22 protein-coding genes and 1 tRNA gene are annotated in these 23037 nt (G+C 63.0%); 4 read left to right on the top strand and 19 right to left on the bottom strand.

Features of this window, described 5'->3' with window-relative positions; translation table 11 throughout:
• Positions 1 to 189 precede the first annotated feature (189 nt).
• The 17 genes from cyoD to cysS all read right to left on the bottom strand — a co-directional run bounded on the left by cyoD (position 190) and on the right by cysS (position 18055).
• Complete coding sequence (gene cyoD, locus LGN10_RS22190) at positions 190 to 522, bottom strand: cytochrome o ubiquinol oxidase subunit IV (RefSeq protein WP_226225042.1); 333 nt, start codon at positions 520 to 522, stop codon at positions 190 to 192.
• Entirely contained in the window at positions 523 to 1131 is a 609-nt protein-coding gene (gene cyoC / locus LGN10_RS22185; protein WP_059573657.1) for a cytochrome o ubiquinol oxidase subunit III, read from the bottom strand. It abuts the gene before it with no gap.
• Positions 1131 to 3137: a cytochrome o ubiquinol oxidase subunit I gene (gene cyoB, locus LGN10_RS22180; protein WP_099316544.1), complete on the bottom strand. Its 2007-nt coding sequence runs from the start codon at positions 3135 to 3137 to the stop codon at positions 1131 to 1133. Before cyoB ends, cyoC begins: the two co-directional genes overlap by 1 nt.
• Positions 3138 to 3140: 3 nt before the next feature.
• Positions 3141 to 4028, bottom strand: a complete 888-nt coding sequence (cyoA, locus tag LGN10_RS22175) for a ubiquinol oxidase subunit II (RefSeq protein ID WP_226225041.1) — start codon at positions 4026 to 4028, stop codon at positions 3141 to 3143.
• A gap of 286 nt (positions 4029 to 4314) precedes the next feature.
• Entirely contained in the window at positions 4315 to 5844 is a 1530-nt protein-coding gene (locus tag LGN10_RS22170; protein WP_226225040.1) for a complex I subunit 4 family protein, read from the bottom strand.
• Positions 5845 to 6439: 595 nt separating this feature from the next.
• Positions 6440 to 8191 (bottom strand): ShlB/FhaC/HecB family hemolysin secretion/activation protein, encoded by a 1752-nt coding sequence (locus LGN10_RS22165; RefSeq protein ID WP_413227160.1) that lies wholly within the window; start codon positions 8189 to 8191, stop codon positions 6440 to 6442.
• A 65-nt stretch (positions 8192 to 8256) separates the two neighbouring features.
• Positions 8257 to 8577, bottom strand: a complete 321-nt coding sequence (locus LGN10_RS22160; protein ID WP_226225038.1) for a hypothetical protein — start codon at positions 8575 to 8577, stop codon at positions 8257 to 8259.
• Positions 8558 to 8833 carry a DNA/RNA non-specific endonuclease gene (locus LGN10_RS33820; RefSeq protein WP_413227158.1) on the bottom strand — a complete coding sequence of 92 codons (276 nt, stop codon included), beginning with the start codon at positions 8831 to 8833 and terminating at the stop codon, positions 8558 to 8560. Before LGN10_RS33820 ends, LGN10_RS22160 begins: the two co-directional genes overlap by 20 nt.
• Before the next feature lie 257 nt (positions 8834 to 9090).
• The gene (locus LGN10_RS22150) at positions 9091 to 9561 is read right to left on the bottom strand and encodes a hypothetical protein (protein ID WP_226225037.1); all 471 of its coding nucleotides are present in this window, start codon (positions 9559 to 9561) and stop codon (positions 9091 to 9093) included.
• Between the two features lie 244 nt (positions 9562 to 9805).
• The gene (locus LGN10_RS22145; protein ID WP_226225036.1) at positions 9806 to 10138 is read right to left on the bottom strand and encodes a hypothetical protein; all 333 of its coding nucleotides are present in this window, start codon (positions 10136 to 10138) and stop codon (positions 9806 to 9808) included.
• 657 nt (positions 10139 to 10795) lie between these two features.
• Entirely contained in the window at positions 10796 to 11110 is a 315-nt protein-coding gene (locus tag LGN10_RS22140; RefSeq protein WP_413227159.1) for an IS30 family transposase, read from the bottom strand.
• A 333-nt stretch (positions 11111 to 11443) separates the two neighbouring features.
• Positions 11444 to 11537, bottom strand: a tRNA-Ser gene (locus LGN10_RS22135).
• A 110-nt stretch (positions 11538 to 11647) separates the two neighbouring features.
• Positions 11648 to 12901: an aspartate kinase gene (locus LGN10_RS22130; RefSeq protein WP_012492698.1), complete on the bottom strand. Its 1254-nt coding sequence runs from the start codon at positions 12899 to 12901 to the stop codon at positions 11648 to 11650.
• A 342-nt stretch (positions 12902 to 13243) separates the two neighbouring features.
• A complete protein-coding gene (tilS, locus tag LGN10_RS22125) occupies positions 13244 to 14665 on the bottom strand; it encodes a tRNA lysidine(34) synthetase TilS (RefSeq protein WP_226225035.1) in 1422 nt (473 codons plus the stop codon).
• A gap of 46 nt (positions 14666 to 14711) precedes the next feature.
• Entirely contained in the window at positions 14712 to 15683 is a 972-nt protein-coding gene (locus LGN10_RS22120; RefSeq protein WP_006401892.1) for an acetyl-CoA carboxylase carboxyltransferase subunit alpha, read from the bottom strand.
• A 103-nt stretch (positions 15684 to 15786) separates the two neighbouring features.
• Positions 15787 to 16614: a DNA-3-methyladenine glycosylase family protein gene (locus LGN10_RS22115; protein ID WP_226225034.1), complete on the bottom strand. Its 828-nt coding sequence runs from the start codon at positions 16612 to 16614 to the stop codon at positions 15787 to 15789.
• A gap of 43 nt (positions 16615 to 16657) precedes the next feature.
• Positions 16658 to 18055 carry a cysteine--tRNA ligase gene (cysS, locus tag LGN10_RS22110; protein WP_124864412.1) on the bottom strand — a complete coding sequence of 466 codons (1398 nt, stop codon included), beginning with the start codon at positions 18053 to 18055 and terminating at the stop codon, positions 16658 to 16660.
• Positions 18056 to 18289: 234 nt separating this feature from the next.
• Here cysS and LGN10_RS22105 point away from each other — a divergent pair, with 234 nt between their 5' ends.
• The 4 genes from LGN10_RS22105 to LGN10_RS22090 all read left to right on the top strand — a co-directional run bounded on the left by LGN10_RS22105 (position 18290) and on the right by LGN10_RS22090 (position 21035).
• Entirely contained in the window at positions 18290 to 19012 is a 723-nt protein-coding gene (locus LGN10_RS22105; protein WP_226225033.1) for a tetratricopeptide repeat protein, read from the top strand.
• A 39-nt stretch (positions 19013 to 19051) separates the two neighbouring features.
• Positions 19052 to 19627 (top strand): peptidylprolyl isomerase, encoded by a 576-nt coding sequence (locus LGN10_RS22100; RefSeq protein WP_059583382.1) that lies wholly within the window; start codon positions 19052 to 19054, stop codon positions 19625 to 19627.
• An 88-nt stretch (positions 19628 to 19715) separates the two neighbouring features.
• A complete protein-coding gene (locus LGN10_RS22095; RefSeq protein WP_006483987.1) occupies positions 19716 to 20207 on the top strand; it encodes a peptidylprolyl isomerase in 492 nt (163 codons plus the stop codon).
• Between the two features lie 27 nt (positions 20208 to 20234).
• Positions 20235 to 21035, top strand: coding sequence for a UDP-2,3-diacylglucosamine diphosphatase (locus LGN10_RS22090; RefSeq protein WP_226225032.1), 801 nt, complete (start codon positions 20235 to 20237; stop codon positions 21033 to 21035).
• Between the two features lie 51 nt (positions 21036 to 21086).
• Here LGN10_RS22090 and cysE read toward each other — a convergent pair whose 3' ends face one another.
• Entirely contained in the window at positions 21087 to 21860 is a 774-nt protein-coding gene (gene cysE / locus LGN10_RS22085; protein WP_059583378.1) for a serine O-acetyltransferase, read from the bottom strand.
• A gap of 283 nt (positions 21861 to 22143) precedes the next feature.
• Positions 22144 to 22968: an RNA methyltransferase gene (locus tag LGN10_RS22080; protein WP_226225031.1), complete on the bottom strand. Its 825-nt coding sequence runs from the start codon at positions 22966 to 22968 to the stop codon at positions 22144 to 22146.
• Positions 22969 to 23037 lie beyond the last annotated feature (69 nt).

Here is a 23037-nt window from a genome sequence, read left to right as displayed (position 1 = left end):
GGGACTGGATGCCAATTCCACCGGAAAAATACTCGTCAACGATGCGTTGCTTGAACTGCTCGTTGTACTTCGTCATGAAAAACACCCCAAAGGTTGGACGGGTGTCCAACTTTTGGGGTGCAATTCACACGCGTGCCGCCTTTCTTCATGAACGCGCATCGACGTGGACGCGACGCGCCACGCCGGCGCTCAACGCGACATCATGTTCATGCTGACGTTGTGCATCACCCACAGCGTGCCGACGATCAGGATCGCCGCGGTCAGCACCGTATAGCTGAACGCCATCACGTTCCAGCGCTGGCCCGACGAGCCGTTCATGTGCAGGAAGTACACGAGGTGCACGACGATCTGCACGAACGCGAGCACGGCGAGCCCGGTCAGCGACGCATGCGGCGACAGTACGCCGCCCATCACGAGGCCGAACGACGCGGCCGTGAGCAGCACCGACAGGATGAAACCGGCGACATAGCCGCCGACGCTGCCGTGCCCTTCTTCGAGTTGAGACGAATGCGAATGGGCCATTTAGATCACGCTCGCGAGATAGACAAAGGAAAACACGCAGATCCACACGATGTCGAGGAAGTGCCAGAACAGGCTCAGGCACGTCAGGCGCCGCAGGTCGCGATCGGTCAGGTCGCCGCCGCGCGACATGATCTGCGCGGCGAGCACGATCATCCACAACAGGCCCGCCGTCACGTGCAGCCCGTGCGTGCCGACCAGCGTGAAGAACGCCGACAGGAACGCGCTCCGCTGCGGGCCGGCGCCTTCCGCGATCAGGTGCGAGAACTCGCGCAGCTCCATCGCGAGAAACGCCGCGCCGAGCACGAACGTCACCGCGAGCCAGGCGAGCAGCGCGCCGCGCCGCTGCTTGTACGCCGCGAGCATCGCGAAGCCGTACGTGATGCTCGACAGCAGCAGCGCGGCGGTTTCCACCGCGACGCCCGGAATGTCGAACAGGTCCTTCGCGGTCGGACCGCCCGCGTACTGATTGCCCAGCACCGCGAACGTCGCGAACAGCGCCGCGAAGATCACGCAGTCGGTCATCAGGTACAGCCAGAACCCGAACACCGAATGCGACGGCGGATGGTCGTCGTGCTCGAGCAGGGTCGCGCTCAAGGTTTTCTGCAACATCAGTTGGCCTCCAGTTCCACGTCGTCGACGCGCGCGACCGTGCGCCGCGTCGGCTGCTTGTCTTCGGTCTTGCGTACCGTCGACGCAGGGATGTAATAGCCGTCGTTATCGCGCGAGCTGTAGATCACGAGCGTCGCGATGATGCCCACGAGCCCGCCGATCGCCATCCACCAGATGTGCCACACCAGCGCGAAGCCGAGCACCAGGCTGAAGATCGCGATCACGAGGCCCGCACACGTATTCGACGGCATGTGGATGTCGCGAATCGCCGCCGGGTTCGGCCGGCCTTCGCCGCGCGCCTTCATGTCCGCGTACGCGTCGAGCGTGCGCACCTGCGGGATCACCGCGAAGTTGTAGTCGGCCGGCGGCGACGACGTCGCCCACTCCAGCGTGCGGCCGCCCCACGGGTCGCCCGTCGTGTCGCGGTACGCGGGCAGGTTGCGATTGCGGATGCTGACCACCAGTTGCAGCAGCTGGCACGCGATGCCGATCGCGATCAGCACGGCGCCGAACGCGGCGACCAGCAGCCACGGATGCCATGCCGGGTTGTCGTAGTGGTTCAGGCGGCGCGTCATGCCCATGAAACCGAGCACGTAGAGCGGCACGAACGCGACGTAGAAGCCGACCTGCCAGAACCAGAACGCGGCCTTGCCGAGCTTCTCGTTCAGCTTGAAGCCGAACGCCTTCGGGAACCAGTAGTTGAAGCCCGCGAGATAGCCGAACAGCACGCCGCCGATGATCACGTTGTGGAAGTGCGCGATCAGGAACAGGCTGTTGTGCAACACGAAGTCCGCGCCCGGAATCGCCATCATCACGCCGGTCATGCCGCCGAGCGTGAACGTGACCATGAAGCCGATCGTCCACAGCACGGGCGTCGTGAACTCGATCCGGCCGCGATACATCGTGAACAGCCAGTTGAATACCTTCACGCCGGTCGGGATCGCGATGATCATCGTCATGATCCCGAAGAACGCGTTCACGTTCGCGCCCGAGCCCATCGTGAAGAAGTGATGCAGCCACACGAGGAACGACAGCACCATGATCGCGCAGGTCGCGTACACCATCGTCTTGTAGCCGAACAGCGGCTTCTTCGCGAACGTCGCGATGACCTCCGAGAAGATCCCGAACGCCGGCAGGATCAGGATGTACACCTCCGGATGGCCCCACGCCCAGATCAGGTTCAGGTACAGCATCGCGTTGCCGCCGGCTTCGTTCGTGAAGAAGTGCATGCCGAGGTAACGGTCGAGGCCGAGCAGCGCGAGCGTCGCGGTCAGGATCGGGAACGATGCCATGATCAGCACGTTCGTGCAGAGGGCCGTCCACGTGAACACCGGCATCTTCATCAGCGTCATGCCCGGCGCGCGCATCTTGATGATCGTCACGAAGAAGTTCACGCCGGTCAGCAGCGTGCCGACGCCGGAGATCTGCAGCGCCCACAGGTAGTAGTCGACCCCTACCCCCGGGCTGAACTGCAGCTCCGACAGCGGCGGGTACGCGAGCCAGCCCGTCTGCGCGAACTCGCCGATCACGAGCGACACGTTGATCAGGATCGCGCTGACCGCCGTCATCCAGAACGACAGCGAGTTGATGAACGGGAACGCGACGTCGCGCGCACCGATCTGCAGCGGCACGACCAGGTTCATCAGGCCGACCATGAACACCATCGCCATGAAGAAGATCATGATCACGCCGTGTGCCGTGAAGATCTGGTCATAGTGGTGCGGCGGCAGATAGCCGGGCGCGTTGTACGCGAGCGCGAGCTGCATGCGCATCATGATCGCGTCCGCGAAGCCGCGCAGCAGCATGATCAGCGCGACGATGATGTACATCACGCCGAGTCTCTTGTGGTCGACCGTGGTCAGCCATTCCGTCCACAGCCATTTCCAGCGGCCGGTGATCGTCAGCGCGGCGAGAATGCCCAGCACGACCAGCCCCATGAAGGCGCCGGCCCCCATGATGATGGGCTGATCGAACGGGATCGCCGAAAGTGTGAGTTTGCCGAACATGCGTTACCCCTTCGTGCCGCAGGCGGCGTCCTTCAGGTCGAGGACGTGGCCATCGTTGTATTTCGCGATGATGTTGTGGAAGAGCCGCGGATCGACCGGCGAGAAATAGCGCACCGGCGCCTTCTCGCTCGGCTGCGCGACGGTGCCGTACACCGTCGCGTCGAGCCGTTCCGGCGACGCCTTCACCTTCTGCACCCACGCATCGAACTGCTCGCGCGGCTCGGCGAGCGTGCGGAACTTCATGTCGGAGAAACCGCGGCCGCTGAAGTTGGCGGACGTGCCCGCGTAGTTGCCCGGCTCGTCGGCGATCAGGTGCAGGCGCGTCTGCATGCCGGCCATCGCATACACCTGGCCGCCGAGCTGCGGGATGAAGAACGAATTCATCACCGAATCCGACGTGATGCGGAAGTTCACCGGCGTGCCGACCGGAATCGCGAGCTGGTTCACCGACGCGATGCCAAGCTCCGGATAGATGAACAGCCACTTCCAGTCGAGCGCGACCACCTCGACGTCGATCGGCTTCACGGCCGATTCGAGCGGCTTGTACGGATCGAGCTCGTGCGTGGTCTTCCACGTGAGCACGCCCAGGAACAGGATGATCAGCGTCGGCACCGTCCAAATCACGACCTCGATCGCGGTCGAGTGCGACCAGTTCGGCGCGTACGCGGCGTTGCGGTTCGACGCGCGGTAACGCCACGCGAACCACAACGTGAGCAGAATCACCGGCACGACGACGATCAGCATCGCCCAGGTGGACGTCGCGATCAACGCCTTTTCTGCCGCGCCCACGTTTCCTTTCGGATTTAGTACATCTAAATTACAACCTGACAGGCTCAACGCCGCGCCGATTGACATCAGCGCCGCCCAGCCTCTTGAAGCTCTTCTTCTCATCACACAGCCCCGCGGGTCATTGAATCCGTTTGCGTATGCCCGATGCGCATCCGATTCACGAAATTGGCCGAATCATACGTCGCGCGAGTGCGATGAAAAACCGGTGCATGCGGCAAATCATCATTGCAAAATCTGCCGTGAGTCACATTGTCGCGGGGCAATTTCACGCAGCCGGAAGCGGGCCCGGCACCTTGCCGTGCCGGGCTGCGGATCGATGCGCGCGCAACCATGCGCGCCGCGCGATGCGGCGGGCTGGCGCGGCGTGGCGCGGCTCGACGTGCCGCGATCAGTCGTGCGTCGACGCCATGTACGACGGCAGCGCCGGCGCGGGGGCGTCCCCTGCCGGCACTTTCGAATGGCTCGCTTCCTGGATCAGCTTGCCGACGGTCGGATCGATCGCATCGGTGAACGGCTTCGGATCGATGCCGACCGCCAGCACGATCAGCGCGAGCGACGCGAACATCACGATCTCGCGACGGTTCAGGTCGGCGAGCTTCGCGATCTGCTGGCTCGCGACCGTGCCGAACACGACGCGCTTGAGCATCCACAGCGTGTACGACGCGCTGAGGATCAGCGTGAGCGCCGCGATCGCGCCGATCCAGAAGTTGAAGCGGATCGCGCCCATGATCACCATGAACTCGCCGACGAACCCCGACGTGCCCGGCAGGCCGACGTTGGCCATCGCGAACAGCAGCGTGAAGGTCGCGAAACGCGGCATCACGCCCGCCACGCCGCCGTACGCGGCGATCTCGCGCTGGCGGGTGCGGTCCACGAGCACGTTCACGCACAACAGCATCGCGCCCGCCACGAAGCCGTACGACACGAGCTGCACGATCGCGCCTTCGACGCCGATCCGGTTGAACAGGAACAGCCCGAGCGTGACGATTCCCATGTGCGCGACCGTCGAATACGCGAGCAGCTTGCCGAGATCGGTCTGCGCGAGCGCGATCAGGCTCGCGTAGACGATCGCGAACAGCGACAGCGCGATCACGGCCGGCGCGAAGAAATGGCTCGCGTCGGGCGTGATCGGCAGCGCGAAGCGCAGGAACCCGTACCCGCCGAGCTTGAGCATCGCGAGCATCAGCGCGGCGCCCGTCGGGCCGTCGGTGTACACGTCGCTCAGCCACGTGTGGACCGGCCACATCGGCACCTTGACCGCAAACGCGGCGAAAAAGCCGACGAACACCAGCAACTGCGGCGCGAAGCCGAGCTGCAGCGTGCGCCATACGGCCATGTCGAACGTATGCGACTGCGCGTACAGGTACAGCATCGCCATCAGCAACAACAGCGAGCCGGCGAACGAGATGAAGAAGAACTTCACGGCCGCATACACGCGGCGCTCGCGCCCCCACGTGCCGATCAGCAGGTACAGCGGGATCAGCGTCGCCTCGAAGAAGATGAAGAACAGCAGCCCGTCCTGCGCGACGAACACGCCGACCATCAGCCCCGACAGGATCAGGAACGACGCGTAGTACTGCGCGACGCGCACCGTGACCGATTCCCACGACGCGACCACCACCACGAGCGTCGTGAACGCGGTCAGCACGACGAGCCACAGCGACGCGCCATCGATGCCGACCCGCCATCCGGCATTGAATGCCGCGAGCCAGTCGCGTCTTTCGACGAACTGCATCGCAGCCGAATGCGCGTCGAAGCCGGCAACCAGCGGCACGACGGGCGCCAGTCCGGCGATCGCGCCGACCAGCGCGATCAGCCGTATTCGCCGTGAATGCTGATCGGAACCGGCGCGCAGCAGGCCCGCGCCGAACAGTATCGGAACCCAGATGGCCAGGCTCAGGAAGGGAAAATCATGCATGTCAACAACGCCTTGAGGAAGTCGCACCCTGCATCGGGGACAGGCGCGACGAAAGGAACGAAATCAAATCGACAGGTAGATTTCGTGAATCGCCAATGTTGGCTAAATGTAAAGCGACATCAGCGGAAAACTTGATGCCGCTCAAACGCGATCGGGTTAACCAGCATAAGGCGATTGATTATTTTCTGCAGCGCAGCAGAACGTTGTTTTTTGGTGTCGGCGTAGTTCGCTGATTTTTATGAGTAATTTTTTGTATTGCCGGGCACTCTACACGGCAAGAATAGACGCAGCGCCGCATTTTTGATGTCGACCGTTCGTTTCGAAGGGCCGGAATGACAAGGTCGGCATTCCGCGATCTTGCGATCGCCCGGCACTCCCTGCCTTACAGAAATGCTTTCATTCTTATTTCATTCGATTTGGTGCAGCGCATATCGGGCGATGAGGTGCCCTCGCCCGCCCCTTCTCGTGCGGCCGCGCCCTAATAACTCAAGCGGTCCCATAAGCGCCCGCTCGGCGGCAATCTCGATCAGACGAACATATGCCACATCGGGCCTGCGACGTGTGCGTGTCGAAGAAGTACCTTGGCTCATTGTCTTCAGAACTGAGCAGTCACCTGAAAACCGAGCGTCACTCGCGCAGTCGGAAAACCCGACGGCTTGTAGACAGGCGTACCCGCGAAGAGATCGTACGCATACGCTCCGAATCGCGTGCCCACGCTACCTTTTATGCCGATCACAGCGCCGGCCAATTGCGTCCCGACGAGGGCGACAGGCTGCGGGCCCCATACGCGACCGTAGTCGAGCCCCGCATAAATTGCCTGTCCCGTCTGCCCGATCGGCGCCTGCAGCTCGTTGCGCCAGTAGAAGCCACGTGCCGCGGCGAGCATCGTTTCGCCATCGAAACCACGCACTGTGTAGCGACTGCCAATCGTCAAGTCGTCGATGTAGTAAAGCGTGTTTCCGGTGTACTGACCGTGGAATGTGCCGACATAGCGGAATGGCTGTTTGCCGATCGCGAACGGCGCCGACAGGTTCGCGTCGAGCACCGCCATCTTGAAGCGATAGGTCGGTCCACCACCCGCTGCCATCGTATCGTCCTGAGCACCCAACCCACCGACACCTTGACGATATGCAAGTGAGCCATCGAACTGCGCGCCGCCGAGGTAGTGGCGATCGGTCAGGCCGAGTTCGATCATCGTGTTGTTGCGGCGCTGCTGCGAGATCTCGGTGTCTTCGATAAAGCTTTGCCCGAAACGGCGCGACAGGCGAACGTACGCACCCAATACATCATTCTGACTGCGCGACAGCACGCGGGCCAGCTTGAAGTCGATCGTCTTCGAGTTGCCGCTCGCGATGAATGTCTGGTTCACGCCGGCGATCTGCTGGTAGTACGTGTTCGTGTAAGCCGAGAGCGTTGCCGTCCAGTAGCCCCATGGAATCGAATAGAAGCTGTTCCAGCCGTGCGAGCCGAGACGCTTGTCGCCGAATTCGAGATCCTGGCTGACGCCGACGTTGAACACGTCGTTCAGGCCGAGCGGGTTGTCGATGCCGAGCGAGAGGTTGCCTTGCAGTTTGCCGGTAGCGCGCGTGCCGGAGTTGTCGATCGATGCGACGACCGTCCATGGCTTGCCGCGCTTCACGTCGAGCACGACGTCGCTTTCGCCGGGAAGATCACCCGGAACAAGTTGCATCGAGACATCCTGACTCGATACGCGTTTCATTTGCTCGAGGCCTTGTTCGAGGTCGCGCAGGTTCAGCAGGTTGCCGTCGCGGGTCGGGAACGCGGTTTTCCAGGTGCCACGGAGCTTTTCGTCGGCGAAGCGGACGTGGCGGATCATGCCGGGGATCAGCGAGAGTTTGAGCGTACCGGTCGATAAGTCTTGCTCTGGAACGAGCACCCGCGTAGTGACGTAGCCCTTCGCCAAAATCGCCTGCGACAGTCCCTTGATCAGTACGTCAATACCTTGTTTGCCGACGCATTGCCCTGCGTAGTGGTTCAGCCATTCACGTGCGAACGCAAAGCGATCCATCGGTAAGGCGGATGCCCCTTGGGCCTTCGCTGCATCGGACAATGAGCCAGGCACGTCGAGCGTAAAGCGGTCGATCGGGAAACATGGCGTTTCGGTAGGAAGTGCTGGATATGCTTCAGTGCGCGGCAATTCAGAACGAATTGAAGGCGCGCGCACCGCCGCGTCGCGTTGCTGCGCATCGCGTTGCTGCTGTGCTTGCCGGTCCTGCTCCGCGTTCGCCCGCGCGGCGGCCGCCTGATCAGCAGGCAGCGGGGCCTGCTGAGCCGACACAGCAACCGACATCAACGTTGTGATCGACAGCGCCGGCAGGCCCTTCATTATCTTCATTTGTATCTATCCCTGATTCTGCCTAATCTCCATACAACCTATACGGGCATTCTGCTCTAGTCGTATTTCAATTCCAATGAAAATCTTCCTTTATTCACATCAACAACAAGGATGAACAATTTCCATTTTAGTTGATTTTGTGAGATAAAAAATCGACGATGCTCAACCAACAATTCCAATAGCCTACTGTTAAGACTAGCACTACCCAAAAACCATGAAGAATCTCCATTTTCCGCGACGGCATCAAACTCGAATTTCGCCTGATCGTCGTCATCCGCAAGTTGCGCTCGCATAACGATCGAATGCGATCCCGCCGGAGTGGCGTCATAAAGCAGTTGGCCAATCTCCTTGCATATATCAACATCTCGGCTGTCCATTACCTTCCTCCAGGCGAATTCCTAAAATACTGCTGCGCCGGTCGACCATTGCCACTACGTACGTGATGTTAAACCCTTCAGGTCTTCGACTATCCCCTTGGTATTGCGGTTCGATCGAAACCTTCACTTGCTTTCCCGCATTCAGCGCGTCGGTCCAACTATTCTCCAATTGCTTCCATGCTCCGCGATTCAAGTTTGAATCCATTGGAACTATGTTTAGCTTCTCTCCAGGCCCGTTCAATATGGACGCGATCAAATGACCGCCATCATCTCCACTATCTCCTTCGCGCCCCGCCTTGGATTGATGAACTGGCTTGTGATGTCAAAGCCGGCCTGGATCTTGGCCTTGTCGAAGATCGGCGCGAGTGCACGCCGGTGTTCGACGTATCGCGATTGGTGCTCGCGACCGCTTCGGCGGCCCGACCGAAATCAACGCGGCGAACGGCAGGGCCGCCAGTTGTTTGGTTATTGTCATTTGATGGTTAGTTCTTATGCTGGCCCGATACCGCGTGGCTATTTAGCCACTTTGCCGACCTCAATCGTAAACACAAGGTCTTCGAAATCTGGATTACCCATGCCGTCGCTGCAATGGAATGAGATATGACGATCGTCTTTTTTCACCAACATGCCGGCATTTCCAATCCATGCATGCGAAATGCCATCATATTTCCAAACATTCCAAACTTTAAGGGCGACCCTCCCACCCTTCTTAATCGTGACATTCAGCGGAATATGTTTCGGACCATGATCCGACCATATAAGAAAATCCGTCAAAATCTGATTATTAACCTCAACATTGCAATTCACCGCCTTTATGTTAACGCCTTGGACCGTCGACTTTTTAAATGATACAAAATCAAGGAACAGTACTGTTTCCCCCGAAGATACGTCGACCTCATACAAACCATATATTTCCCGGCCGTCAACCACGATTTTGGGGGCTCTAGCTTCTTGGAAGCGTTGCGCCAATGAGATGTTCGTCATATCAATATCCCGGTTTGCGATACGGATCTACCTTTGCATGGTCTTGCGGCCACCGAGGCACGAATTCCTTCCCACCATCACGGGCGGGGACGGGCTCGTGACTCAGTTCGATCGGAATGTCATTCAAGATATTGTTCAGCTCTCCACCACCTCTACTGGAGTATCGATTCCGAAAATAAAAACATGACCTTAAAATCACCCCCTACTGCAAGGCACTCAGCCATCATTTACCTCATATCATGCCCTACTCACTCTCATCAAAAGGATTTTCCTCCACATATCTTTTAATATCAACTTCTGAAATTCCAGGCGCACCCGCGCTTAGCCACCTATCGAATTCATCGGGATATGATCTATACACCCTCCCGCCAGACGACTGAACCGATACATCACTCCCGAATTCCGCCAAAAAACGTAGATGATGTACCACCATAATCCAAATTCGCTTGAGCCCAGGATCTTGCGGCACACCGCCAGACGCCTCCGAAAGATAGCGCGACTCGCCCTCAACAAAGTCCAACATATCCTTCGCCCTTCCAGCTCTCAGCATTAGCCTTATAATTTCAACCTTTCCCATGATCATCTACTGATATAATTTAACGTTATACGCATTGACCTCAACACCTTTAAATCCGAGAGAAATCATCGTTTCCCCTAGTGGAGTAGCCCAAACTGCTTGAACCGGTGAAATCCCAGAAGAGATTGCCGAATTGTAAGAATCACAGTTTACATTACCCAACTGAGCAGACACCGCTTTCACCTTGTCTGCCCAAACGGATTCTACCGCCTTGGAAATCATATCTACTCCAACACCTCGCCCAGACACCGTAGTCCCGTACCAGTCTATGTGGAAATTCCCATCTGGGGAGTAACGACCAATCAGATCGCTTTGCGCAAACTTGCTATCCACAACAGAGCCATTTTTATCAAACTTCTATCTCGCGGATAACTCGACATCTACATAACCGCCATCCTTGGCTTCAACTTTCGCGTCAAAATTCAATCCTTCCTTACCCGATGGCGATGATCCATTCGAATGAAGAATATAGTCCACGAGCCCTTTGCCTGATCCGGAATGATTTCCGCGATCCAGTCACTGATCTTCTTGGCATCAGGCAACGGCGAAATCAACGAACCCGGTTTGATACTCGGATCGAGCTCCGTGGCCGGATCAGCAATCACACCATCGCCCTTGCCTGCTGTCTCGCCCTCATACCCTGGGCGGTCTCAAGAATCAAGTGCAACGTTTAGCCAATCCGGCGGCAGCCAATTCCATCGCCATAGCCTCTTCAGGGGTTTTCCAGTTGAGGGTTTGGCGAGGGCGGCCGTTCATCAGTTTGGCAATGTCGTTCAATTGCATCTGGGTGACGCCTGACAGGTCGGCCCCCTTGGGCAGAAACTGGCGCAGCAGGCCGTTGGTATTTTCGTTGCTGCCCCGTTGCCAAAGGGCGTAGGGATCTGCGAACCAGATGTCCAGATTCAGTCGTTCAGCCAACTCGACATGGCAAGTCATTTCCGATCCACGATCGTACGTCAGGCTCTCACGCAGAAAGGCCGGGAGCTTTCAGCAGTAGTTCCCGGACGACACATGGCCCCAGGTTTCCGCAATTGCGTTGCAGAAGTGCCAAAATTCGAGCAGTGAATCGGATGGAAGTTTTACGCGGACTTGCGCTTGGACCTCGTTGGACGATCCGTCTTTTCCCGGGAGTATACGGGACGAGCAATCATCGAGCGTTGCCTTCACGCTCGGAGACAGCGCGCAACTCCATGCGGCGCCAACGATCAGCTCCGCCCAGCACATTCTTGCTGATGGGCCTAGTGAGGGGCTGAAAAAGAAAAAGCCCCGCAAGTCCGAGAACTTGCGGGGCTTTGTCACCGCTTTTGGCGGAGACGGAGGGATTCGAACCCTCGATCCAGGTTTTGGCCCAGATGCTCCCTTAGCAGGGGAGTGCCTTCGACCTCTCGGCCACGTCTCCCAAACTTTCGCTCGCACCAGGGAGGCAGTGCGACGAGAACGAAATAATATAGGGTTTCGAACCGTACGTCAAATTCCGTGATGCATTTTCTTCAATGCATCACGAAAAATTCACGATGCCTGGTCGAGTTCGAAAGCCTTGTGCAGCGCGCGGACGGCCAGCTCCATGTATTTCTCGTCGATCAGCACCGAGATCTTGATTTCGGACGTCGAGATCATCTGGATGTTGATGCCCTCTTCCGACAGCGTGCGGAACATCTTGCTCGCGACGCCCACGTGCGAACGCATGCCGACGCCGACGACCGACACCTTCGACACCTTCGGATCGCCCTGCACGCGCTCGGCGCTCACATGGCCCTGCACCTGGTTGGTGAGGATGTCCATCGCCTTCTGGTAGTCGCCGCGACCGACCGTGAACGTGAAGTCGGTTTTGCCTTCGACGCTCTGGTTCTGGATGATCATGTCGACGTCGACGTTCGCATCGGCCACCGGGCCGAGGATCTGATATGCGATGCCCGGCTTGTCGGGCACGCCCATCACCGCAATGCGTGCTTCGTCGCGCTGGAACGCGATGCCGGAAATGACTGCCTTTTCCATGGTCTCGTCTTCTTCAAAAGTAATCAGGGTGCCCGAGCGCATTTCTTCGTCGAGCGCAATCAGCGGATCGGTCAGGCTCGACAGCACACGCGTCTTCACCTGGTATTTGCCGGCGAATTCGACCGAGCGGATCTGCAGGACCTTCGAGCCGAGGCTGGCCATTTCCAGCATCTCCTCGAACGTCACGCGGTCGAGGCGGCGCGCCTCTTCGACGACACGCGGATCGGTCGTGTAGACGCCGTCGACGTCGGTATAGATCAGACACTCTTCGGCACCGAGCGCAGCCGCCACCGCCACCGCCGACGTGTCCGAGCCGCCACGGCCCAGCGTCGTGATGTGACCGTCCGGATCGACGCCCTGGAAGCCCGTGATGATCACGACCTTGCCCGCGTTCAGGTCGTCCTTCACGCGCTCGTCGTCGATCGAGTGGATGCGTGCTTTCGTAAACGCGCTGTCGGTCTTGATCGGCACTTGCCAGCCGGCATAGCTCACGGCCTCGACACCGATTTCCTGCAGCGCGATCGACAGCAGGCCGACGCTGACCTGCTCGCCGGTCGACGCAATCATGTCGAGCTCACGCGGGCTCGGCTGGCTCGAAATCTCTTTCGCAAGACCGAGCAGACGGTTGGTTTCGCCGGACATCGCCGAAGGCACGACCACCATCTGGTGCCCGGCCTGATGCCATTTTGCGACGCGTTTCGCGACGTTCTTGATGCGCTCGACCGAGCCCATCGAAGTGCCGCCGTATTTGTGTACGATGAGTGCCATTGTCGTTCTGAACTGGAGGAGAAGCCGCACGGGCGCGCTGGGCAGGCCGCATAGCCGTTCGGTCACGCGGCTTGTGGCTGTGGACGGACGACAAGGGGGACGGCTGGGACGCAACACGCAAGCGTGACGGATTTTGCCCGGAAGGCCGATCAGGCCGCGCAAACCGGGTACGTCACGCGGAAAACCTGCACAAAACGCTCAAAAATCGAGCCGAGCAAACGACCGAGCGTACCCGATAGAAGCCCGCTTGACAAGCCGCGCGCCGTGGCGGCGGCCGTTCCGGCGCTGTTTACCAAATGGTGAAAATGGGCGCGCCATCGCGCCGCCGGAAGCCTGCCGCCGTTACGCGATCAGCAGGTCGGGACGCCACTCGATCCGGCGCCATGCGGCGGCGCCGGGCGCCGCCCCGTCAGGCATGCCGATGTCGCGATTGACACCCAGCCGCGGCACGTAGATCAGCCGGTCGCCCGCGAACAGCAGCGGCACGTCGCGTTGCCAGGCCGGCACCCCGCGCTCCTGGAACAGGTTCTTCAGCGTTCGGCCCGGGCCGCCCGGCGACGTCCGCATCCGTTCGCCACCGGCCCGGGGGCGCACCGCCAGCCGCGCACCGCGCAGCAGCTCCTCCGGCACCGCGTCGGCGCTGCCCGCGTCGGCGGGCGCAAACACGAACGTGCCGCGCCATCCCGGCAGGTGCCACACTTGCTGTCCGTCCCATGCGAGCGCCGCCTCCGGTTGCGGCGTACCCGTACCGTCGTCGGCCGGTTCGCTGCTGTCGCCGGCTTCCCAGTAGACGACATCGCGATAGAGCCGCAGGCACTGCCCCGCGTGATCGACGCGCAGCGCATGCGCGTCGTGCGCCGCGCGCAGTTGTCGCATCATGTTGGCGAGCCGGGCGGCCGACGCGCCCGGCAAACCGAGCCGGCGCATCCAGAAGCGCAGCAGGTTCGCGCCGCGCGTGTCGTCGAATCCGATCAGCGCGTCGCGCGACAGCGCCTGCCCGTCATCGCGCGCGGCGACGGCGAAATCCAGCTCGGCCAGATCGTCGAGCAGCCGCTGAGCCGCCGCCGCGTGCTGCGCCGCGCGACCGAGCGCATCGCGAAAGCCCGGGAAATGCACGGCCAGCGCCGGCAGCACGTCGACGCGCAGCGCATTGCGCGCATAGCGCGTGTCACCGTTCGATTCGTCGTCGATCCACGCGAGCGCGTGCTGCTCCGCATAGCGCTCAAGTTGCGCGCGCAACAGTCGCAACAATGGGCGCACGCGCTCGATGCTCACGCCGTCGGGGCGATAACGCGGCGCCATCGCGGCAAGCCCCGCGATTCCCGCACCGCGCAACAGTTGCAGCAGCACGGTCTCGGCCTGGTCGTCCGCATGTTGCGCGAGCCACAGCGCCGCCACGCCGTGGCGTTCGCCCATCGCGTCGAGCGCCGCGTAGCGACGCTCGCGCGCCGTCGCCTCGATACCGAGCCCGCTGTCGCGCGGCACGTCGACGCGCATCGATTCGAATGCGACGCCGAGCCGCGCCGCCTCCGCTTCGGCATGCGCGACCCATGCGTCGGCATTCGCGCTCAGGCCGTGATGCACGTGCAACGCGACGCAGCGCGATGCGCCCGCGACGCGCACGGCCGCATCGAGCAGCACCGTCGAATCGAGGCCGCCGCTGTAGGCGATCGCGATGCGCGCATCCGGCGGCAGGCCGGAAAGCGCAACGCCGACCGCGTCGAGGACGACACGGTCGGCGGAGAATTCGGTGGGCGGGATCACGAGCGGGACGCGCGCGCCGCGGCGCGCGCATTGAATACACGGCCGGTCATGCGCCCGGCGTGGTTTCCTTGAACTTGCCGTAGGCCATCAGGCGCTCGAAGCGGCGCTCGCGCAGCGCATCGATGCTCATGCCCTGGAACTGGCGCAGCGAATCGGCCAGCGCACGGCGCAGCAGCGCGGCCATGCCCTTCGGATCGCGATGCGCGCCGCCGAGCGGCTCGTTGATGATCTTGTCGATCAGGCCGAGCGCCTTCAGGCGGTGCGCGGTCAGGCCCAGCGCTTCCGCGGCTTCCGGCGCCTTCGCGGCGCTCTTCCACAGGATCGACGCACAGCCTTCCGGCGAGATCACCGAGTAGGTCGAGAACTGCAGCATCATCACGGTATCGGCCACGGCGATCGCCAGCGCGCCGCCCGAACCGCCCTCGCCGATCACCGTCGTGATGATCGGCGTCTTCAGCTCGGCCATCACGTACAGGTTGCGACCGATCGCCTCCGACTGGCCGCGCTCTTCCGCGCCGATGCCCGGGTACGCGCCCGGCGTGTCGACGAACGTGAAGATCGGCAGCCCGAACTTCTCGGCCAGACGCATCAGGCGCTCGGCCTTCCGATAGCCTTCCGGACGCGGCATCCCGAAGTTGCGCGCGGCGCGCTCCTTCGTGTCGCGGCCCTTCTGGTGACCGATCACCATGCACGGATGGCCGCCGAAGCGCGCGAGACCGCCGACGATCGACAGGTCGTCCGCGAACGCGCGATCGCCATGCAGTTCGTGAAAATCGGTAAACAGTTCCGCGACGTAATCGAGCGTGTACGGACGCTGCGGGTGCCGCGCGATCTGCGAAACCTGCCACGGCGTCAGGTTCGCGTAGAGGTCCTTCGTCAGTTGCTGGCTTTTCTTCGACAGCCGCTCGATTTCTTCCGAAATATCGACAGCCGAGTCGTCCTGCACGAATCGCAGCTCTTCGATCTTGGCCTCGAGTTCGGCGATCGGCTGTTCGAAATCCAGAAACGTGGTCTTCATGTGTTCGAATCCTTGGGTCTTGCGGCAGCGCGTATTCTACCCGCGCGGGCGGCGCGCAAAACCAGCTCTCAACTATTGATGTTCAAAACTCGATAGCCTGCACTCAGGCGTCGACGTCGGGCGCATCGAGGCTGCGCCACATGTACCAGGTCGCGACGGTGCGCCACGGCTCCCAGTTGGCCGCGACCTCGCGCGCCTCGCTGCGCGTGACGGGTTCGCCGCTGAAGTAATTGACGCTGATCGCACGGATCAGGCCCGGGTCGTCGAGCGGCAGCACGTCCGGCCGCGACAGGTTGAAGATCAGGAACATCTCGGCGGTCCAGCGGCTGATGCCGCGGATCTGCGTGAGTTCCGCGATCACGTCCTCGTCGTCCATCGACGTCCATTTGTCGACGTGCAGCGCCCCCGACACGAAATGCTGCGCAAGATCGAGGATGTATTCCGTCTTGCGCTTCGACAGCCCGCACGCGATCAGCCTGTCAGCGCCGAGCCGGATCACCGGTTGCGGCGCGAGCTTCGGGCAGGCGTCCTCGATGCGCGCCCACAGCGACTGCGCGGACGGCACCGAAATCTGCTGGCCGACGACCGAGCGCGCGAGCGTGACGAACGGGTCGCCGCGTTTCACGAGATGCGCGGGACCGAACTTCGGAATCAGCTTCTTCAGGATCCGGTCGCGCTTGACGAGGTCCGCGCATGCCTTGTCCCAATAGGCGGGACGCACGACGACCTCCTCGCCATCCGCTTCGGACGCACGTGTCTTGCGGGCCGCGTCGGCGGCCGGCGGCGCGGCCGCCGGCTGCGCATGACCGTTCAGCGCGCCGTTCGGCACGGCGCGCGTCGCGTCCGCCTTCGCCGCCGGTACGCGCTTGGCTGCCGGACGCGCGGCGACCGGGGTCGCGCGCCTGACCGGCGCTTTTCTGGCCGTTGCCATCTTGCCTCCTACCTGACGGATCGGTCAGTGGAACGCACCGCGCTCATACGCGACGCCATTCGGTCGATCCGCCCGGTTTGTCTTCAAGTGCGATGCCGGCTTCGAGCAATTCCGCCCGGATCCGGTCCGCTTCGGCATAGTCCTTCGCTTGCTTCGCCGCGACGCGCGCGGCGATCTTCGCTTCGATCTCGTCGGCCGCGAGCCCGCCCGCCTGCGCGGCGCCGGACGCCTGCTGCAGGAACGCGCGCGGTTCGCGGCCCAGCAGGCCGAGCAGGCCCGCCAGCTGTTTCAGTTGCCGTGCGAGCGACGCGTCGCGCGTGCGGTTGACTTCACCCGCCAGCTCGAACAGCGTCGCCACCGCGACCGGCGTGTTGAAATCGTCGTTCATCGCGGCCGCGAAACGCTGTGCGTGCGGCTCGTTCCAGTCGAGCGCGAGCGTGTCGGGCTCGACGTCCTTCAGCGCGGTGTACAGACGCGTGAGCGATGCGCGCGCATCGTCGAGATGCACGTCGCTGTAATTGAGCGGCGAACGGTAATGCGTGCGCACGATGAAGAAGCGCATGACTTCCGCGTCGTAACGCTCGAGCACTTCCCGGATCGTGAAGAAGTTGCCGAGCGATTTCGACATCTTCTCGTTGTCGACCTGCACGAAGCCGTTGTGCATCCAGTAATTGACGAACGTCTCGCCGGTCGCACCCTCGCTCTGCGCGATCTCGTTCTCGTGGTGCGGGAATTGCAGATCCTGCCCGCCGCCGTGGATGTCGAAATGATTGCCGAGCAGCGAGCAGCCCATCGCCGAGCATTCGATGTGCCAGCCCGGACGGCCCATCCCGTACTTCGACGCCCACGACGCGCCTTCCGGATCTTCCGGCTTCGCGCGCTTCCACAGCACGAAGTCGAGCGGATCCTGCTTCGCATCGTTCGCGGCGACGCGCTCGCCCGCGCGGAGGTCGTCGAGCGACTTGCCCGACAGCTTCCCGTAGCTCGCGAACTTGCGCACCGAGTAATTGACGTCGCCATCGGCCGCCTGATACGCGTAGCCGTTCGTCTCGAGCGTCTCGATCATGCCGAGCATCTGCGCAATGAACTGCGTCGCGCGCGGCTCGATGTCGGGCCGCTGGATGCCGAGCGCGGCTTCATCCTCGTGCATCGCGCCGATGAAGCGGTCGGTCAGCGACTTGATCGTCTCGCCGTTCTCGACCGCGCGGCGGATGATCTTGTCGTCGATGTCGGTGATGTTGCGCACGTACGTGACCCGGTAGCCGATCGCACGCAGCCAGCGCTGGACGAGGTCGAACACGACCAGCATGCGCGCGTGGCCCACGTGACAATAGTCGTAGACGGTGATCCCGCATACGTACATCCGCACTTCGCCGGACTGGCGCGGCACGAAGACTTGCTTGTCACGCGCGAGCGTGTTGTAGATGCGCAGTGATTCCATAGAGATGAACCGTGAGCCGAAGGAAACCGCCCTGGCGAAGCTCGCCCAGCATGTGAAACGGACGGACCATCTGCTGCGGCGCCGGGCCGCGCGTCCTCGTTATCACATGGGGCGGTCAGGCTGCAAGCACAGCGGTGACGGCCACGAGAGGCTAAGAAAGACTGTCTGCCGCTCGCCGGAACGCGCAGACGTTTTGTTAGAATGGCTCGGAGTATAACATTCCGATTTACGCCTATGAAACCTCATCGCGGCCGCGCGCCGAGCGCTGCGACCCTCGTTGCGACCACCGTCATGGGCGTCGCGCTGACGCTTTTCGCGGCACCCGCGGCGCATGCGCAGAAAGCCCCGGCGGTCGCCGACGGCACGCCAGAAATCGACGCGTCGATCGCCGGCAAGCAGTGGAAGCAGGCGCTCGCGCAGCTCGACGCGCGCATCGCGTCGAACCCGCACGACGTGCAGGCGCAGTTCAAGCGCGGCACCGTGCTGGCCCGCCTGAACCGCGACGACGACGCGATCCAGCAGTTCGTCGCGATCGCGCAGGCGTACCCCGAGCTGCCCGAGCCGTACAACAACCTCGCGGCGCTCTACGCGAAGCACGGCCGCTATGACGAAGCGCGCACCGCGCTCGTCACCGCGACGCAGTCGAACCCGAGCTACACGCTCGCGTACGAGAACCTCGGCGATCTCTACCTGCGCCTCGCGGCCGAATCGTACAAGCGCGCGCAATCGCTCGGCCGCACGAGCGGCGCGACCGCGCAGCGCCTCGCCGATCTGCAGAAAATCGTGTCGCCGTCGAAAGCCGCGCCGAACGCGCGCGCGACGACGCCCGCCACGCGCGATTACACCGAGCGCGCCGCCGCGAACGTGAGCACCACCACGCTGCCGATGTCGCCGACGTTCCAGTTCAGCGGTCCGTCGGGCGCACTGGCGGCGCCGTACGTCGCGCCGTCGCGCTAAGCGGCGCGGCCTTCCTTCCCTCCCAACCTGAGGATCGCAATGAAACGTCTGTTGCTGGCGCTTGGCGGCGCCGCCCTTCTCGCGACCGCGCCCGCATTCGCGCAATCGGCCACCGCGCACCCCGTCGTGCAGCTGAAGACCTCGCAGGGCGACATCCGCGTCGAGCTCTACCCGGAGAAGGCGCCGAAGTCGGTCGCCAACTTCCTCGATTACGTGAAGGCCGGCCAGTACAACGGCACGATCTTCCATCGCGTGATCAAGGGCTTCATGATCCAGGGCGGCGGCTACAAGACCAACTTCGAGGAAAAGCCGACCCGCGCGCCGATCCCGCTGGAGAGCCGCAATGGTCTGAAGAACCTGACGGGCACGATCGCGATGGCCCGCACGAGCGACCCGAATTCGGCCACCGCGCAGTTCTTCATCAATACCGTCGACAACGGCGGCCTCGACTACCCGAACCCGGACGGCAACGGCTATGCGGTGTTCGGCAAGGTCGTGTCGGGTCTCGACGTCGTGAAGAAGATCGAAGGCGTGGCGACGACCTCGCGCGGCCCGATGCAGGACGTGCCGGCGCAACCGGTCGTGATCGAATCGGCGAGCATCGTCTCGAAGTAAGCACCTGCCGGCACGTCCGGCGCCTCACGCGGCCGCGTCGCACGACCGGCCGCGTGCCATTTAAACTGCCTCACCGAAGGAATTCATCATGGTTGAACTGCATACGAACCACGGCGTGATCAAGCTCGAGCTCGACGCCGCGAAGGCACCGAAGACGGTCGAGAACTTCCTGAACTACGTGAAGAAGGGCCATTACGACGGCACCGTGTTCCATCGCGTGATCAACGGCTTCATGATCCAGGGCGGCGGCTTCGAGCCGGGCCTGAAGCAGAAGCCGACCGACGCGCCGATCGACAACGAGGCGAACAACGGCCTGAAGAACGACAACTACACGATCGCGATGGCGCGCACGAACGATCCGCACTCGGCGACCGCCCAGTTCTTCATCAACGTGAACGACAACGACTTCCTGAACCACTCGTCGCCGACGCCGCAGGGCTGGGGCTACGCGGTGTTCGGCAAGGTCGTCGAAGGCCAGGACGTGGTCGACAAGATCAAGGGCGTCAAGACGGGCAACGCCGGCTTCCATCAGGACGTGCCGACCGACGACGTCGTGATCGAAAAGGCCGTGGTGGTCTGACGCACCCGCCGTTACGGAGGCACTTCGATGTTGCAGGAGAGTCCGCCGCGAAGCGTCTCCGCGGGCGTGCCGGGCGAGCGCGAGTACGCGCAAGCCGCACGCCCGTTCCTGTTTCTGTCCGATCTGCACCTGAGCGAGGCGATTCCGAAGACGGTCGCCGCGTTCGAGCATTTCGTCAAATACACCGCCGACAGCGCCGATTCGGTGTTCATCCTCGGCGACCTGTTCGAATACTGGATCGGCGACGACGTCCTCGACGACGATCCGTTCGCCGCACGCATCGCCGCGCTGATGCACACGTTCTCGGAACGCGGCATCGCGCTCTACGTGATGCACGGCAACCGCGATTTCCTGCTCGGCCGGCGCTTCATGAAGGCCGCCGGCGCGATGCTGCTGCCCGACCCTTCGCTGATCATGGCGTTCGGCCAGCGCATCGTGCTCGCGCACGGCGACGCGCAATGCACGGCCGACCGCGGCTACCAGGTGTTCCGTCGCTTCGCGCGCAACCGCGTCGCGCAATGGCTGTTTCTCGCGTGGCCGTTCCGGTGGCGCCGCGCGGTCGCGCAGCGCATGCGCTCGAACAGCGAAGCGGGCCGCATGCGCCCTGCGTCGGCCGTCTACGACGTCACGCAAGAAGGCGTGGCCGCGCTGTTCCGGAAGAGCCGCGCGAGCGTGATCATTCACGGCCACACGCACCGCCCCGCGCGCCACGCCGAGCCGGGCGGGATCCGCTGGGTGCTGCCCGACTGGGATCTCGATCACGGCACGCCGCGCGGCGGCTACCTGCGCGTCGACGCGGAAGGCATCCACGCGATGCCGCTCGACTGACGCCGCCGCTGCCGTCGCACTGACGGCAGCGACCGGCGTCGATCGCGTTCGTTACGTCTGGCGTTCGACCGTCTTGCCTTCGAGCACCGCCGACAGCCTGCGCAGGTCGAGGCGCGCCGCGTCGGCGCCCTGCAGCGTTTCCAGATGCGTGCCGAGCCGCTCGAGCGCCGCGACGATCTCGTCGACGCGGCGGCTTTCCTTCGCCGCGTGATCGATCAGACCGTGAATCGCGAGCGACATCGGATCGTCGGCGTTCGGCGTGATCCCGTATGCGCTGAACGCCGCACGCTCGGCCTGCGGCTTCGGCTGCGCCGGCATCACGATGCGCGCCGGGTTGCCCACCGCCGTGCCCCCCGCCGGCACCGGCTTGACGACCACCGCGTTCGAGCCGATCTTCGCGCCCGCGCCGACCGTGAAACCGCCGAGCACCTTCGCGCCGGCACCGACGATCACGCCGGCCTCGAGCGTCGGGTGGCGCTTCGCGCCGCGCGTGAGCGACGTACCGCCCAGCGTCACGCCCTGATAGATCGTGCAATCGTCGCCGATGATCGCCGTCTCGCCGATCACGACACCCATGCCGTGATCGATGAACACGCGCCGGCCGATCGTCGCGCCGGGATGGATCTCGATTCCGGTCAGGAACCGGCCGGCCTGCGACACGAACCGCGCGAGCCAGTAGCGTTTCGCGCGCCAGCATGCGTGCGCGAATCGGTGCAGCACGAGCGCGTGCAGCCCCGGATAACAGGTCAGCACTTCCCACGCACTGCGAGCGGCGGGATCCCGCTCGCGAATCGTTGCAACGTCTTCGCGCAGTCTCGTGAACATGATGTGGTCTGGGAAAAGGCCGGCGCGCATCGCCGGCAATGCCGGCCGTTATCGCACCGGGTCATTTGCTTATGATGTCCGGCGATTGTAGGGCCAGTCGCGCGCGGCCGCACGCGGCCGCGCGTTCACCCCGCCGTCGGCGCGGGTATTCGACCGGGACGCTTGCCGTGGCGGCGTTTGCAGGGTGGGTCGGTCGGAGAAATAGAAGCTTCGACGCTTCCGGTGGGTCGAAGCATGGCCCGCCACCGGATTCCCCGCGCCCGGCAATCGGAGCGTCGGCCGCTTACGCGTCGCCGCCCGGCTGGCCCGACTTCAGCAGGATGTGCTTCGCGATGCCGCGCACGATGTTGACCTCCTCGCGCTCGAGGCCGGTGCGCGCGAACAGGCGCCGCAGCCGCGGCATCAGCTTCTTCGGATTGCGCGGATCGAGGAAGTCGAGCGCGATCAATGCGTTCTCGAGGTGCACGTACATCCGCTCGATCTCGTCGCTCTGCGCGAGCGTGCCGGCTTCGGCCGGCGGCTGCGCCGACGGCTCGCTCGCCTGTTCGAGAAACGCGACACGCAACTCGTATGCGAGCACCTGCACGGCCTGCGCGAGGTTCAGCGAACTGTAGGCCGGGTTGGCCGGAATATGCGCGAGCGCGCTGCACTGGTCGACATGCTCGTTCGCGAGACCGGTGCGCTCGTTGCCGAACACGAGCGCGATGTCGCCCGCGCCGACCTGCGCGCTCGCCTGCGCGGCGGCCGCGCGCGGTGCAAGACGCGGCGGCCCGTATTCGCGCGTGCGCGCGGTCAGCGCGATCGACCAGTGAACGCCGGACAGCGCTTCGCCGAGCGTCGGCACGACATGCGCGGACGCGAGGACGTCGTCCGCGCCGCTGGCCATCGCGATCGCGTCGGGGTCGCGCTGCACGTGCGGCACGCGCGGCGCGACCAGCACGAGGCGCGAGAAGCCCATCGTCTTCAGCGCGCGGGCAGCCGCCCCGACGTTGCCGGGATGGCTCGGCTCGACGAGCACGAAGCGGGTGGACGTGAAGCCGCCGGACGGCGGCGCGGACGAGGCCGCGCCCGATTCGGACGGCGCGGCGGTGTTCTGCGGGGTTTCCACTACGATACGACTCGGTTCATCAGAATGGCCGTATGGTATCGCCATCGCCCGCGCAAACCCACTCGTCCG

Origin of the sequence: Burkholderia sp. AU32262 (genome assembly GCF_020419985.1) — a bacterium.
In the GTDB taxonomy this organism is placed as follows: Bacteria; Pseudomonadota; Gammaproteobacteria; order Burkholderiales; family Burkholderiaceae; genus Burkholderia; species Burkholderia semiarida.
Note: the sequence above shows the minus strand (reverse complement) of the source record. Positions and strands in the feature narration are given on the sequence as shown.